The 16,555-nt window shown below is 37.3% G+C and carries 12 protein-coding genes and 1 tRNA gene; 11 read left to right on the plus strand and 2 right to left on the minus strand.

Annotated features, from left to right (window positions below):
• Positions 1-46 precede the first annotated feature (46 nt).
• Both P0N36_RS11770 and P0N36_RS11775 read left to right on the plus strand, forming a co-directional pair.
• On the plus strand, positions 47-838 hold the full coding sequence (locus P0N36_RS11770) for an HAD-IIA family hydrolase (protein WP_275843050.1): 792 nt from the start codon (positions 47-49) through the stop codon (positions 836-838).
• A gap of 163 nt (positions 839-1,001) precedes the next feature.
• Complete coding sequence (locus P0N36_RS11775; RefSeq protein ID WP_275843051.1) at positions 1,002-1,478, plus strand: MarR family winged helix-turn-helix transcriptional regulator; 477 nt, start codon at positions 1,002-1,004, stop codon at positions 1,476-1,478.
• An 80-nt stretch (positions 1,479-1,558) separates the two neighbouring features.
• Here P0N36_RS11775 and P0N36_RS11780 read toward each other — a convergent pair whose 3' ends face one another.
• A complete protein-coding gene (locus P0N36_RS11780; protein WP_275843052.1) occupies positions 1,559-2,983 on the minus strand; it encodes a flotillin family protein in 1,425 nt (474 codons plus the stop codon).
• A gap of 43 nt (positions 2,984-3,026) precedes the next feature.
• Positions 3,027-3,671 (minus strand): hypothetical protein, encoded by a 645-nt coding sequence (locus tag P0N36_RS11785; RefSeq protein ID WP_275843053.1) that lies wholly within the window; start codon positions 3,669-3,671, stop codon positions 3,027-3,029.
• A gap of 160 nt (positions 3,672-3,831) precedes the next feature.
• Here P0N36_RS11785 and P0N36_RS11790 point away from each other — a divergent pair, with 160 nt between their 5' ends.
• From P0N36_RS11790 to P0N36_RS11830, 9 genes are all read left to right on the plus strand, one after another.
• Positions 3,832-4,743, plus strand: a complete 912-nt coding sequence (locus P0N36_RS11790; RefSeq protein WP_275843054.1) for a helix-turn-helix domain-containing protein — start codon at positions 3,832-3,834, stop codon at positions 4,741-4,743.
• A gap of 127 nt (positions 4,744-4,870) precedes the next feature.
• Positions 4,871-6,835 carry a methionine--tRNA ligase gene (gene metG / locus P0N36_RS11795; RefSeq protein ID WP_275843055.1) on the plus strand — a complete coding sequence of 655 codons (1,965 nt, stop codon included), beginning with the start codon at positions 4,871-4,873 and terminating at the stop codon, positions 6,833-6,835.
• A gap of 16 nt (positions 6,836-6,851) precedes the next feature.
• Positions 6,852-7,637, plus strand: a complete 786-nt coding sequence (locus P0N36_RS11800; RefSeq protein WP_275843056.1) for a TatD family hydrolase — start codon at positions 6,852-6,854, stop codon at positions 7,635-7,637.
• Between the two features lie 254 nt (positions 7,638-7,891).
• The gene (locus P0N36_RS11805; protein ID WP_275843057.1) at positions 7,892-8,779 is read left to right on the plus strand and encodes a DUF3881 family protein; all 888 of its coding nucleotides are present in this window, start codon (positions 7,892-7,894) and stop codon (positions 8,777-8,779) included.
• Positions 8,780-8,903: 124 nt separating this feature from the next.
• A tRNA-Arg gene (locus P0N36_RS11810) sits at positions 8,904-8,977 on the plus strand.
• Positions 8,978-9,133: 156 nt separating this feature from the next.
• The gene (locus P0N36_RS11815) at positions 9,134-10,828 is read left to right on the plus strand and encodes a M3 family oligoendopeptidase (protein WP_275843058.1); all 1,695 of its coding nucleotides are present in this window, start codon (positions 9,134-9,136) and stop codon (positions 10,826-10,828) included.
• 699 nt (positions 10,829-11,527) lie between these two features.
• The gene (locus tag P0N36_RS11820; protein WP_275843059.1) at positions 11,528-13,399 is read left to right on the plus strand and encodes a DUF4914 family protein; all 1,872 of its coding nucleotides are present in this window, start codon (positions 11,528-11,530) and stop codon (positions 13,397-13,399) included.
• Positions 13,400-13,616: 217 nt separating this feature from the next.
• Positions 13,617-14,312: a DNA/RNA nuclease SfsA gene (sfsA, locus tag P0N36_RS11825; RefSeq protein ID WP_275843060.1), complete on the plus strand. Its 696-nt coding sequence runs from the start codon at positions 13,617-13,619 to the stop codon at positions 14,310-14,312.
• Positions 14,313-14,359: 47 nt separating this feature from the next.
• Positions 14,360-16,552, plus strand: a complete 2,193-nt coding sequence (locus P0N36_RS11830) for an alpha-galactosidase (protein WP_275843061.1) — start codon at positions 14,360-14,362, stop codon at positions 16,550-16,552.
• Positions 16,553-16,555: the final 3 nt, after the last annotated feature.

Raw genomic sequence — 16,555 nt, forward strand, 5'->3', positions numbered from 1 at the left:
ATTAGGCGAAGCCAAGAGAAGGTCACTCACCATAGGAGGCACTATTTTGACAATATTAAAAGAAAAAACTGTATATTTGCTAGACATGGATGGCACCATCTTTTTAGGAGATGTGCTAATTGATGGTTCGAAAGAATTCTTAGAGGCAATTAAAAGTGAGGGAAAAAGATATATTTTTCTTACCAACAATTCTTCGAAGAATAAAAGTACCTATGTGGATAAGTTAACCCGTTTAGGTATTCATGTAACAGAAGAAGAGGTTTTTACATCAGGAGAAGCAACGACGTTATATCTAAGCAAATACAAAGAGGGTGCCAAAGTCTTTTTACTAGGCACAAAATCTTTGGAAGATGAGTTTGAGAGAGCCGGCTTTACGTTGGTGAAAGAAAGAAATCAGGAAGTGGATTATGTTGTTCTTGGATTTGATACATCATTAACTTATGAGAAACTCTGGATTGCTTGCGAGTACATATCAGAAGGCGTCACATATATTGCTACCCATCCTGATTTTAATTGTCCCCTACCAAACGATAAGTTCATGCCGGACGCAGGTGCAATGGCGGCGTTAATTGAAGCATCAACAGGCAAACGACCGAAGGTAATGGGAAAACCCAATAAAGAAGTCGTGGAGAGCATTGCATATAAATATAGTTTGAATAAAGCAGATATGATTATGGTTGGTGATCGACTTTATACAGATATAAAAACGGGTATAAATGCTGGGATTGCTACTGTATTGGTCTATTCAGGAGAAACAAAAGAAGTAGATTATCAAAATAGTGAAACAAGAGCGAATTATGTTTTTGATTCTGTTAAAGATATGATAGGCTTACTATAGTTTATCATTCTGCTTTGACCCTATAACTATCCAACATAATATAATCTCATTCAGAAAACAGATATTTACTGAATAAACCAGAAAAATATCTTGTATGACGATGTGGTGCGTTTGAGATAAGCCTTATAAATGAATTGACAGATGAGGTAAGTTTCGATATACTTTGATTATCAAAGTAAAGTTGGTGAACGCCTTGAATGAAGCCTATGATGCACTAAATGATCTATTGGTTAAATTGTTTAATAATATACTCACATATGAAGAGAAAGCTTTAATAACAGATGAATTTAAGGATATTTCCTTAAACGATATGCACGTTATTGAAGTGATTGGATTGAGTCAGAAAAAGAATATGTCATCCATTGCTAAATCTTTGGAAGTTACCGTTGGAACCCTAACCATCGCAATTAATAACCTTGTAAAAAAAGGTTATGTCAAAAGAATGCGCTCTGCAAAAGATCGACGTGTTGTTTTAGTATCCCTGACAGAAAAGGGTACAGATGCCTATAAACATCATGAGGTCTTTCATGATGAGATGATTAAGGCCATCATGAAACGTCTTGAAGGGGAACAATTGGATGTTCTGGTTAAGGCCCTTAACAGTGTACAAGATTTCTTTAAAACGAAGAACCAAGATTGATAAAAGAATAAGAATGAAAAAAGGGGTCACATCAATCTGATGTGACCCCTTTGATTTGTAACTACATTATATTTATTTGATTATTCCTCAGCCTGAGTGTTGCGCATTTTTGTATTGTCCTCATCCACCGGAAGATCATCTGATAAGTCAGACTGTTTGGTACCTAGGTAACTTGGTAGATCCATGCCAGCCATATCAAACATTTCCTGCATTGGAGGTATGGATTTCATTAGACCGGAGAGAAAACTGGCGGTAGATGATTTTTCACCATTGCCAGCATTAGCACCACTGTCCCAAACAGTAACTTTATCAATTTTGATGTTTTTAATGGCTTCCACTTGTGTTTTGACAAGATCTTCTATCTTATCAGCAAGAATAAGCTTGATGGCCGAGTTTGGATCACCGGCAGCTTTGACAAGCTTCTCATAACCATTGGCTTGTTTAGTAAGAATCTCTTGGATACCACGTGCTTGTGCATCCATTTTAAAGAAGGTTGCATCTGCTTCACCTTTTGCATGACGACGGGTTTGTTCTGCCATGGCTTCAGCTGCAATCTCTACGCGTGCTTTGTCGATTTCAGCTTCAACAAGAATATCAGCCTCTTTGGTTGCTTTTTCTCTAGCAGCTCTGGCTTTCTCAGCAGCTTCTTCTGCAGAGTATGCTTCTTCAAGGGCTTTTGCATTTTGAACTTTCTCAGAAGCGGTAGCACGTCTTAAAGCTTCGGCTTCCCGTTCTCTTCTTATGGCGTCAGAATTGGCAACGGTTACTTTGGCTTCATTTTCACCTTGAATGGCCAATGAATTGGCTGTGGCAACTTGAACACGCTCATCCTGTTGTGCTTGTGCTTGTCCGATGGATCCGTCTCTGTTTTTTTCAGCAACAGATTTTTTGGCATCGTTGATGGCTTTTGCAGCAGCTTCTTTACCAAGCGCTTCAATGTAACCGGACTCATCTTTAATATCCGTAACGTTAACGTTAATCAACCTTAAACCGATTTTTTTAAGTTCGGATTCAACATTATGAGAAACAGCGGTTAAGAACTTATCTCTATCGGTATTAATCTCCTCAATATCCATGGTAGCAACAACCAAACGCAACTGTCCAAAGATGATGTCTTTTGCCAACTCTTCGATCTCAGCTTGCTTTAGACCGAGTAGTCTTTCAGCAGCGTTTTGCATGACACCGGATTCGGTGGAAACACCGACGGTAAATCTTGAAGGTACATCGATTCGAATGTTCTGTTTACTTAGTGCATTTTTAAGATCAACACTGATGGAGATGGGTGTCAGACTTAGAAATTCATAGCTTTGAATAATCGGCCAAATAAAAGCAGCGCCACCATGAATACATTTGGCACTTTTGTTTGCGCCGGAAGCACCTTTACCAACTTTACCGTAAACAACCAGTATTCTGTCAGAAGGACACTTTTTGTACCTCGACAATAATGCCATTATGGTCATGAAGACCAGTACGACAAAAATCACTAAACCAATTAATATTTCCATATGCTCTCTCCTTTATGATGTTTTGACACAATTGTGCCTTTATTTATTTTAAACGCTCAACCACCATGGTTGTCGCATTTAACATATCTACAATAAGAACGGTCTCTCCGGTGCCAATGGCTTCAGTTTCTTCTGTGATTGCATCCACTTCAATCAAACGTTCTTGAAGCATAAGCTGTACTTTGCCTTGTCCCTTTTTACTGGGTGGAATAGGAATATAAACCTGAGCTTCTTTGCCGATGGCCAGACGATAATTTAAATTGCCACTGGATTGAAGCTTTGATATGCCATAGAACAATGTAGCAATAACAAACATGCTGAATAATCCAGCTGCTAGAGCTAATAGTAAGGTAATGGCAAAATGAACAGAAGTGTTAGCAAAAGCAGCGCCGACCCATCCAAACATGGTGGCAAAAGCAATCAAGCCTTTAAAAGTTACAAAACGAAAATCAGACATTCCACCTAGGGTTTCATAATCAACATCAAGACTAGAATCTAAATCCATATCAAACTCAGAAATAGAGTCACCACCACCAAAATCCATATCACCATCCAAATCCATATCTGTATCCAGACCGAATCCGATTAGTGTAAGAATGGATTGCAGAATAAGTATAACAGTGGAAGGTATTGCAATAAAATAGAAAAATTTCTGTAATGAATTAAGTTGTTCCCACCAATCTGACATAATATATCCCCTCCTAATAATAAGTAAATTCTATTTACTATTATTGTATACTTTCATAAATATATTGTCAAGCAAAGGTTTTTATTGCTAAAAGTGGGGTATGATGATACACTAATAGTAAATTAAATTTACGCACAAACTAAACTAGGAGGTGATATATATGGAAGATATGACATTGGGACAAAAAATCCGTGAAATTAGACTACATTTACAAATGACACAAAAAGAACTTGCGGGAGATTTTATAACTCGTAATATGTTAAGCCAGATAGAGAATGACCAAGCCACTCCCTCCATGAAGACAATGGAGTATTTAGCAAAACAGTTAGGAAAATCCGTAGGTTATTTTATGGACGAAAATCATAAAGATTTGAGTTTGTCTAATATCATTGTAGAACTAATGGCTTTAAATGAATCTAAAGATTACTTAGCCAGTGTCAATCTCATTGAGCAACAGATCATTCATAACCCGATGGTGATGCGCAGTATGATGATGATGGATTTATATATGAACAGCTATATGTACTTAGGAAATAGGTACATGCACGATGGGGATTATGAAAAGGCCAAATCAGCCTATGAAAAAATTCTAAAGTATGAAAATGAGTTGCTAATGTCATCAGATATATACCTTTATAAAGTATACGCACAATTGGCTGAAACCTGTGGATATCTTATGGACATTGATCTTGCCAAATCCTATCATAAAAAAAGCAAAGACCTGGTTAATAGAATTCTTGCAAGTCGAGAAGTTCAAACAATGTATCTTAAACTTATTGAAGCAGATTACGATGGCATTATTGAAGACAGTAATAAGGTGGATGTAATTGATTATGACAATTATAGTTTGGCCAGGTTTAATCGGGTATTAGGCTCAGCATTTTTGAACAAGGGTCAATATGAAAAAGCCATTAAATATCTTGAAAAAGCCATTGAGATATACAGTGATGAGACCTGCTATACAATTGTTTCTATGATTTATGAAGACTTAAGTAAGTGTTACTTTGAACTTGGAGACTATAAGAAAGCATATGATTTCCTCCAAAAAGCCCAGTCTAAGAAGACACATTGACTCTAAGTCCTTGAAACCTTGCTTTTTAGAGTCGTTACATATATAATGGGGATAGAAAAATGACATGTTTTGACTTGATTATGATGCTTTAATCATGTGTCATTTAATAAATATTGGAGGAACCTTGATGAGCCAGAAAACATACTATATCACAACGGCTATAGCATATACGTCTAAAACACCCCATATAGGCAACACCTATGAGGCGGTTCTTACAGATGCCATCGCCAGATTTAAAAGGCTAGAAGGCTATGATGTCTTCTTTATGACCGGAACAGATGAGCATGGTCAGAAGATACAACTGCAAGCACAAGAAGAAGGTATAACTCCACAGGCCCATGTGGATAAAATAGCCGGAGAAGTTAGACACATATGGGATTTTATGAACACAAGTTATGATAAGTTTATACGAACTACGGATGAAGAACATGAAAAAACCGTCCAAAAGATTTTTAAGAGACTATATGACCAAGGTGATATCTACAAGGGCAGCTATGAAGGTTGGTATTGTACACCTTGTGAATCCTTCTTCACAGAGTCACAGCTTGAAGAGAATGTTTGTCCGGATTGCGGTAGACCGGTAGAAAAAACCAGTGAAGAAGCCTATTTTCTTAAACTTAGTAAATATGAAAAGCGATTAATGGCCCATATTGAGGCCCATCCTGAATTTATACAACCTGAATCCCGTAAAAATGAAATGGTCAATAATTTCTTAAAAAACGGTCTTCAGGATCTTTGTGTTTCAAGAACATCCTTTGATTGGGGCGTGCCGGTTACCTTCGATGAAGGTCATGTCGTTTATGTCTGGATTGATGCACTTAGTAATTATATTACAGGACTGAACTACAACCCTGAAGGTGAAAGCGGTCCATTATTTAATAAATATTGGCCGGCGGATGTACATATCATTGGAAAAGACATTCTCAGATTCCATACAATTTATTGGCCCATTATGTTGATGGCCCTTAATGTACCGCTACCTAAGCAAATTTTCGGGCATCCTTGGCTTATGGTAGGACAAGACAAAATGTCCAAGTCCTTAGGAAATGTTGTTTATGCTGAAGAGCTTGTCAAGCATTTTGGAGTAGATGCGGTTCGTTATTTTGTATTACATGAAATGCCTTTTGCCCAAGACGGTACACTGACCTATGAACTTTTAATAGCCAGAACCAATTCGGACCTTGCTAATATTTTAGGTAATTTGGTTAACAGAACGGTTGCCATGGTAACGAAATACTTTGATGGCGTTATTCAAGCACCAACTAAAGCCGAGACCATCGATCATGAATTAACAGATTTGGCTATAAAAACGCCCGGGAGAGTGGCAAAAAAAATGGATCAGCTTAAAGTTGCTGAAGCTATGGATGCCATCTGGACATTGCTTAGAAGAAGTAATAAATACATTGATGAAACGTGTCCTTGGATACTAGCAAAAGATGAAGAACAAAAAGAACGTCTTGGGACGGTCCTATATAATTTACTTGAAAGTATTCGAATATCCGCTGTATTACTATCTGCTTTTATGCCCGAAACCGCATCAAAAATACTTGACCAGATTAATGCATCCCATAAGGATTGGGAATCCATTCAGACTTTTGTGGGAACCGTGGTTGGTGAGCATGTTGGTGTGGCAGAAGTTTTATTTGCCAGAATAGATGAAAAACAGAAGCTTATAGAGATTAATCCAGCGTTAGCAGAAGTGTTAGAAGAAAAACCTAAAAAACAAAAACAACAGAAGAAAAAAGAGAAGCCACCCGTAATTATAGAAGAAATCGGCATTGATGATTTTACAAAAGTGGTCATGAAGATTGGTGAAGTTATTGCATGTGAGAAGCATCCTGATGCTGACAAGCTTCTTGTATCACAGATAAAAATCGGTGAAGAAGTTAGACAGATTGTATCCGGAATAGCCCATGCATACGAACCGGCAGATATGGTTGGTAAGAAACTCATTGTCGTAACGAATCTTAAGCCTGTGAAGCTGAGAGGCGTTCTTTCGGAAGGCATGATTCTAGCTGCAAGTGATCAAGAAGGACATCTTAAACTCGGTACTGTTGATGGCGATATTGCATCCGGTAGCGAAGTTAGGTAGAAGAGGAAGTGATTCCATGATATTTGAAAGTCATGCCCATTATGATGACAAAAGCTTTTCGGAGGATCGAGAAGCCGTATTAAAAAAGGTAAAAGAAGCAGGGGTTGGTATCATCATTAATACTGCTGCGAGCATGAAAAGCTCAAGACAATCTCTGGAGCTTGCTAAAATGCATTCGAACATATTCAGTTCAGTTGGTGTGCATCCTCATGATGTACAGACGATGAAAGAGCATGACCTTGAATTGCTTCTAGCTATGTCTGTCTATGAAAAAGTTGTAGCAATTGGCGAAATCGGATTGGATTATTATTATGATACAGTACCCCATGAAGTGCAAAAGCTGTGGTTTAGACATCAAATCAAGTTGGCTGTGGATCTTGATATGCCTATGATTATTCATAGTCGAGAGGCTTCTAAGGACACTTATGACGTACTACTTGAAAATGAAGGCCATAAGGTTGGTGGTGTCATCCATTGCTTTAGTGGTAGTGCCCAGACAGCGCTGCGTTATGTAAAGCTAGGCTATTATATAGGCATAGGTGGCGTGATTACTTTTAAGAATGCAAAGAAATTAGTAGAAGTGGTACGTGCTGTGCCTATTGAAAATCTATTGGTAGAAACAGATGCACCCTATCTTGCTCCAGTGCCTTTTAGAGGAAAAAGAAACGACTCTAGTATGTTGCCCTATATTATAGATGCGATAGCAAAAATCAAAGGACTTACAACAGAAGAAGTTACTCAAGCGACTTGGGATAATGGTGTTAAACTGTTCCGCCTTCAAGCATATCCATCACAGGCCTAGAAGAATACAATACCGGTTAAGTAAACTAAAGCGTTACAAGCGTTTTTTAATGAGATGGCTTGTAACGTTTTTTAATGAGATGGCTTGTAACGTTTTATGATGTTATTGTCATAAAATGATTTTGATGATGGATGTTTAGAATTTTATAAGATGGCAAAGTCACTTTTGTTCTAGACAAAAAATAGGGTTAGTGCTATAGTGTTTTTACACAAGATGACAATTAGAAATAATTGTTGGTAGAAGAAGGTGATAAAATGATTTTATATATAAGAGCGTTAGGATTTACTGAATTTGATACTAAGGATAAGGCAGAAGGCATGGTTGCTGAAACAATTAAGGACCCAACAGAAAAGTTTGTTTGGGAATCGGAATCAGGCATTCTAAATGTGGAATATTATAAGGCTTATGGCGATGATTTTGGTCTAATGGTAAGAGGTAGCATTGAAGAAAATGAGGCCTTAAATGTACATGCCCTCCTTCCCTATGCCCAAGGACGTTTTTTAACCAATACCCATGAAGTAGATGTGATTAAATTGAATCGACAAAATGTATACCATGGCTTTTGCGAGGAAATAAAATCAGGAACGCCAATATCTTTTTTTGTCCAAAATCTGGTTGAATATAAAATGGCTGAAAAGCATGACCATATTTATGTGAAAGGTATCCATTTACTTGTATACTGTGCAGAGGGTACAATTATTCTTCCTATTGAAAAAGATGATACAGATTTACTTCTTGAAAAGGAAGAAGAAATGATTCGCGAAGAGCTATTGGAACAGGCAAGAAAAGGTGATGAAGAAGCAATGACCATATTGGACGAGGAAGCCACAGAAGCCACTGAAATCTTACAAGAAAGACTTCAAAATGAAGACATACTGACAGTATTGGAAGGTTTTTTTGTACCGGTTGGTGATCATGACGATATTTATTCATTACTGGGCGACATTGAAGACATTGGCGTTTTTCTTAACAATACGACCAATGAGGAAATGTTTCGATTAAAAATTAGGTGTATGTCTATTTCTTTAGATGTTTTTATTAACAGTAAGGATATGATTGGTTATCCGACACTTGGCATGCGATTTAAAGGCACTGGATGGGTTCATGGCAAGATTGAATTTGATTTTGACAAGAAGGCGTAGCAACAAATTCATTCAGGTGGCACTTAAATCAAAAAGTAAAAGCACTTGTCATTTACCAATGAATTTAGTATAATTTCATAGTATGTCCCCTTATAGATATGGGTTATCCTAAGTCTATAAACGAGTTTCTGTAGCTCAGTAGGATAGAGCACTCGCCTCCTAAGCGAGGGGCCGTGGGTTCGAATCCCGCCAGGAACATTGTAAAAGCACTTTTTATCACGTGTGTGGTGATGTGAAGGTGCTTTTTTGCTTTTAGCGATTAAGTGGGTTCTGCACCAAAAATTGGCGTACAGCACGTTTAAGGTTATTATATGATATACTAGGAAATATAAATAGGAAGAAAAGAGGTGCAATATGAATTTTAATGATTATGAATATAAGAGAATAGATCTTGATGAAGTCAAAAAAGCCATGGAAAAGCAATTTGCCATCATGGACGAGACAACGACAATTGAAGAACTAGAGGTGGCCGTTAAAGAAGTTTATAGAATTCGTAATGAAGTGGAAACCATGAGCACCTTGGCCAGTATTCGGTTTTCCATTAATATGAAGGATGATTTTTATAAAGCGGAAAATGAGTATCAAAATAATGCAAGCCCAATAATGGAAGGCATCGTTCATAAATTCTATCAAAGACTGGTCAGTTCTCCTATAAAAGGGGAGCTCAAGGCCCGCTATGGCGAACATCTGATTAATTTGGCTACTCTAGCGGTTCAGACTTTTTCGGATGCTATTATTGAAGATCTGCAGGAAGAAAATAGGTTGATAACGGCTTATAATATGCTCGTAGGTAATGCAAAGATAGATTTTAGAGGCATTACGTATAACTTATCGACAATGACGCCTTTTATCAGTGATTATGATAGAGGTACGCGGATTGAAGCACAAAAAGCAGTTACACGATTTTTTGAAGATCATGAAGCAACTTTTGATGATATTTATGATCAACTGGTAAAGCTGAGACATAAAATTGCGGTTAAACTTGGATATGATAACTATATTCAGTACGGCTATGATAAGCTTGGGCGAACAGATTATGGACCTGAAGATGTGAAACGATTTCGAAATCAGGTATATGAGCATATTTCACCACTAAGGCTAGAACTTAAGAAAAAGCAAGCCAAACGTATTGGCCTAGATCACCTCTATTATTATGACGCGCCACTGTATTTTAATACAGGCAATCCTAAACCGGTAAGTGACGAAGCCTACATGGTAAAAGAAGCCGGAAAGATGTACAGTGAATTATCACCCCAAACCCATGATTTTTTTGAATTCATGAGGAAGAACAACCTTATGGATCTGACCAGCCGTGATGGAAAAAGACCGGGGGGTTATTGCACTTACCTATCGGATTATAAGGCACCCTATATATTTGCTAATTTTAATGGTACAGATCATGATGTGGTGGTTTTAACCCACGAAGCCGGACATGCTTTTCAAGTTTATCAAAGTCGAGGATATGAGGTCAGTGAGTATCAATTTCCTACTTTGGAAGCTTGTGAGATTCACTCTATGAGTATGGAGTATTTAACTTATCCATGGATGAAGGGCTTTTTTGGAGATGATTATGAGAAGTTTATCTACGACCACTCAAGTAAACCAATTGAGTTTATACCCTATGGTGTTGTGGTTGATGAATTTCAACACTGGGTGTATGAGTATCCAGAAGCTACTCCGGAACAAAGAAAGCAAAAATGGCTAGAGATTGATCGAAAATATAGACCGGAGATAGATTATGAAGACAATGCTTTTCTTAAGCGTGGTGGTTATTGGTTTAGACAAGGTCATATTTTTAGAGTACCATTTTATTATATAGACTATACATTGGCACTGATTTGTGCAGTACAGTTTTATGTTAAATCAACCCAAGATCGTAAAAAGACATGGATGGATTATCTGAATCTATGCAATCAAGGCGGCAGTCAATCTTTTTTACAGCTGCTTGAATCAGCTGACCTTGACAATCCCTTTAAAGAAGGGACCGTACAAAAAGTAATCTATAAAATCAGAGATTTATTAAACTCAATAGATGATACAAAGTTATAAAATGATCTAAAAAAGGATGGCGAAGAAGAATATGCTTTATTAGGCAATATGAAACTTAGAAAACAATTAATTGCAAATCAGAAACCATATAATAGGAAGAGAGTCAATTTGTAAACCCATTAACCAAGTATGAAAATTGGATGATGGGTTTATTTTTAACAAAGATGCAAAGATGAAGTAATTTCACTTGCAAAACAAGGTTGATTGTGCTATTATTTTAGATGAATACAATAATATATAAGGCGAGTTAGTTAATTAATTAACTATACTTTCAAGTTGAAAGTTAGTGTGTTTTTGCCATAAGTTGGTCAGATATTGAAGAATTTTTAGAAAAAGTACACATTAAAAACCCCAATCACAAATAGAATGATTGGAATAAAGACGATGAATCTTAATACAACTTATAGATTATCACTAGAAATAAATAATAAGAAAAATGAATTTTAACTTTATAAAACTTGCAAAAATGAGAATGCAAAATTCTGATAATCGATATGACAGGTAGTATGGTTGCCACTTAGTCAGACGTATATTGTTTGACAAGGGCTTTTTTTCTATAGCAATGCATGATAATAATTTGCGGTAACATTCAGGATGATTGTATCAGACCTGTAAATATAGAAACATGTTTTAGAGAACAAAATATATGATGCAATGAAAGTGGCATTTGACCACGACACATTATTCAAGGAGGATTATATGAGTAAAAACGTATTATCAAAGTTTATATTTGATGCAAGTGTGGCTGATATAGTTGCAAATGCAAAGTCAGTAACGGTACCTGAGAGCAGAGCCCATATACTCGATATGGCAACTGGCAATGGTCAGCAAATTTTCAAGGTGAATTATGAAGTCGAAGGCTTAGGTCTTGTTGAAGAAGTAGAAGTGGTTCGTTGTAAAAATGGTGTGTCCGTTAATTATGTGGAATCCTACATGCGAAGAAGAGATCCTAATTGCATGTATATAGGCGATGATTTACCAACAGATAAATTGACGTATAGAGAAAAGTTCGGTGAGAGCTTTGAAGGGGTTCGTCAAGAAACATTTGAATGGTTAAAGACACAAGACTTAATCGTATTACCTTTTATATCTGGTGATGCAAAACATGGCGGCTATGAGTCGATATTAGTTGGTCCCAAAAACGCAGCATTTTTCACAGGCGGCCTAGCGGACCTTCAAGGATTTATACCTGCCGACGAAGTAAGGGAAGGTTTTGAACCTAAGGCCGTGATTTATCTTGCACCTGTATTTAGACATACACATTATGATGGTAAACAAGTTGTCGTACATAACCGTTTAGACAATATGCATGAAGTATATTCTTTTAATCTATATCCAGGACCAAGTGCTAAAAAAGGCGTTTATGGTATCTTATTATCTATAGGAGAGAAGGAAGGGTGGATAACAGCCCATGCTTCAACAGTTCGTGTAACAACCCCTTATGATAACTCAGTGGTTATTATGCATGAAGGTGCCAGTGGTGGTGGTAAATCAGAGATGATAGAAGAAGTGCATCGTGAGCCAGATGGTAGTGTGTTGTTGGGTGTTGACCTTATCACTGAAGATAGTCATTATTTAGAGTTGGGTGATACGTGTGAACTGCATCCGGTTACGGATGATATGGCGCTATGTCATCCATCGTATCAAAATGATAGTAAACTTGTTGTGACAGATGCAGAAGCTGGTTGGTTTTTAAGATTTGATCATATTAAAGAATATGGTACATCTATCGAGCATGAAAAATTGACCATACATCCACCAGAGCCATTAATATTCTTAAATATGGATGGTGCTCCAGATTCGACCATATTAATATGGGAACATAAAATGGATGAACCAGGGGTACCCTGCCCAAACCCAAGGGTTATTATGCCGAGACATTTTGTTCCGGATGTTATTTCAGATCCGGTTGAGGTAGATGTTCGTTCCTTTGGTGTTCGTATGCCCCCACTTACAAAAGAAAAAATCACTTACGGTATAGTTGGAATGCTACACATATTGCCACCCGCACTTGCATGGTTATGGCGACTGGTTGCACCTAGAGGACATGCGAATCCAAGTATTGTAGATACAGGTGGAATGAGTAGTGAAGGTGTAGGTTCTTACTGGCCTTTTGCAACAGGCAAAATGGTTACACAAGCCAATCTATTGTTAGAACAGATTCAAAAAACTCCAAACACTAAGTACGTTTTGATTCCGAACCAACATATTGGTTCTTTCAAAGTAGGTTTTATCGCTGAGTGGTTAGACCGTGAATACTTAGCTAGAAAAGGCAGCGCTAAGTTCAGACCGGATCAATTGGTAGAATCAAGATGTTCAACTCTTGGCTACTCACCAAAATCTCTTAGAATAGATGGTCACAATATACCAAAAGGTTTATTGCGCACAAATCATCAGGTTAACATCGGAGATGAGGCTTATGATGCCGGTGCAAAACTTCTTACAGACTTCTTTAAGCGAGAGCTTGCTAAGTTCAATACAGAAGAGTTAAACCCATTAGGTAGACAGATTATTGATGCTTATATGCGTGATGCTTCAGTCGAAGAGTTTGCATCCATGATGCCAATGTAAATGAACTGATTAAATAAGGGTTAAGGTGTTAAAACTTCGTTTTTATATTTAACCATACATAAGTTCTAATTAGGAAGCTATAGGCCATAAGGTTTGTAGCTTCCTTTGTAATATAGTGACTGTAAATCGTCATTTGTATTTTTTTATTGATTAGTAACGTTGACAAAACAAAGACATATGCTATATTTATTGTAATGCTGTCAGGAAAGGTCAAAACATGAGATATAAAAACATTGTGGAAGGCATATTTATCAAACGTCTAAATCGCTTTATTGCTATCGTTCTTATAGATGGAAAGTCAGAGCAAGTACATGTGAAAAATACAGGAAGATGCCAAGAGTTATTTATAGAAGGGGTCAAAGTATATCTTGAAAAAAGTGATAATCCAAATAGAAAAACCGGGTACTCATTAATTAGTATTTATAAGGGTGATGTCTTGGTCAATATTGATTCTCAAGTACCGAATCAAGTGATTTATGAAGCATTATTAAGAGGAGAGATTAAGGAGATTGGACAAGTCTCTTATGCTGTTCGTGAAGTAACCTATGGTTCCTCCAGATTTGATATTTATTATGAAAAAGGCGACGAAAAAGGTTATATTGAGGTTAAAGGTGTAACTTTGGAAGAGATGGGGCTGGCGCTTTTTCCGGATGCACCTACCATAAGAGGCACCAAACATATTAACGAGTTAACAAAGGCCTTGAACGAGGGCTACAAAAACTATGTGTGTTTTTTGATTCAAATCGAAAATATTCATAAATTCAGACCCCATCATGAACGTGATAGGGCTTTTGCAGATAGCTTATTTAACGCAATTGACAAAGGTCTTGGCGTTTTAGTATACAATAGTAAGTTGAGTAGGGACACCATAGAACTTGGATATTCTGGTTCATTAGTAAATCAAACATGGTAATAGTTATGACGCTTTAGTCAAGATATGATAAATAGGAGGTTAGAAAAATGGGTGTAAGCTTCAATCAAGATCGAAAACAATTTCATCTTAGTACTATAAACACAAGTTATTTAATGGAAGTCGTCTTAGACCGTCACTTGGTTCACGGGTATTGGGGAAAGAGGATTCACACACCGGATTTAAAATGCTTTGTTGACTTATATGAAGTGTGTAGTTTTTCACCGAATCCGGAAAAAAACCATAAGTCAATATCTTTTGATACGATGCCAAGAGAGTATCCTGATTATGGGCGTTCAGACTATCAAAGTCCTGCTTTTGAAGTAAGACTGGAAGATGGTAGTCATGTATGTGCACCTGTTTATAAATCGCACAGAATCTATAAGGGAAAAGAAGGTATTGAAGGTATGCCATCCTTGTATGCTTGTGAAGATGATGTGGTAGAAACACTTGAGATTAGTCTTGTGGATGATTTGTTCGGATTAGAAGTGATATTGCATTATTCAGTATATGAAGCCTACGACGTTATAACACGAAGAGTGACTTTTGTGAATCGAGGAAATGGGAGTATACAGTTAAAAAAAGCTCTAAGCGCCAATGTAGATTTTTATCAGAATCATGATTTTGAACTTATGAATCTGTATGGTGGATGGGCAAGGGAACGTCATATATCAAAAATACCTATTGGCCATAGTACCCATGTAGTCGATAGTAAAAGAGGTGCTAGTTCTCATGAACAGAATCCATTTATAGCACTACTTGGACCAAAAACAACGGAACATGTGGGTGAGGTATATGCTATGAACCTTATCTACAGTGGTTCATTTATGGGTGAAGTATCTGTTAATAGCTATGGCGGAACAAGGATGCAGATGGGTATGAATACCATTGATTTCGAGTGGGATCTATTACCAAGCACCTCATTTGATACACCTGAAGTTGTAATGGTTTATTCACATGAAGGTCTAAATGGTATGTCAAAAATATTCCACAAGATATATAAAGATAGACTTTGCAGAGGTCACTGGCAAGATAAAGTTCGTCCGATACGAATTAATAATTGGGAAGCTACTTATTTTGACTTTGATGAGCAAAAAATCAAGACACTTATTGATGAGAGTGCGAATCTTGGTATCGAGTTGATGGTGCTGGATGATGGGTGGTTTGGTCAAAGAGATTCAGACAGTTCGGGTTTAGGTGATTGGTTTGTTAATAAGGAAAAGTTGCCAGGTGGATTGGAGGCACTTGCGGACTATGCTAATGAAAAGGGCATGGACTTTGGTTTGTGGTTTGAACCTGAAATGGTGTCGCCAGATAGCGCACTCTATAAGAAACATCCAAATTGGTGTCTTCATGTTCCCAATCGAGATCGTTCTGAAGCCAGAAATCAACTCATATTAGACATGGGTCGTGCAGACGTAAGAAATTATTTGTTTTCTGCTTTGTCACAAGTCCTTAAAAGTGCTTCTATTCGTTATGTAAAATGGGATATGAATCGTAATATGACTGAAGTTGGTTCAGCTATTTTGGCCACAAACAAACAAAAAGAAACCAGTCACAGGTATATACTTGGTTTATATAACCTATTGGATAAAATAACAAAAGCCTTTCCGGACATACTTTTTGAAAGTTGTTCCGGAGGTGGCGGACGTTTTGATCCAGGAATGCTCTACTATATGCCCCAGACATGGACCAGTGATGATACAGATAGTTATGAGCGACTTAAGATTCAATGGGGGACATCGATGCTATATCCACCAATCACCATGGGCGCCCATGTGTCGGAAATACCTAATCATCAAGTTATGCGGATGACGCCTCTACATACACGTGCATATGTGGCTATGGCAGCTAATTTGGGATTTGAACTGGATCTGACAAAGCTCAGTGATGAAGAAAAGAGCGTTGTAAAAAGTCATATAGATCAATATAAGCGCATTCGAAAAACGGTACAGCTAGGCGAATTCTATAGACTAATCAGTCCATACGAGAACAATTGTACCGCTTGGATGTTTCAATCTAAGGATAAAAACCAAGTTGTCTTATTTTATTACAGACACTTGGCAAAACCGAATGATTTAGAGCCCAAGATAAAATTGCATTATCTTGACCCGGAGGGGCTTTATAGATTAGAGGATGGGCAACAGTTTTATGGTGATACATTGATGAACTTTGGACTTCGGTTGCCAACGATGACAGGTGACTTTGATAGTGTGATGGTAATTTTGGATAAAGTAAAATAATTT

The sequence above is a fragment of the Petrocella sp. FN5 genome, from assembly GCF_029210395.1.
In the GTDB taxonomy this organism is placed as follows: domain Bacteria; phylum Bacillota; class Clostridia; order Lachnospirales; family Vallitaleaceae; genus Petrocella.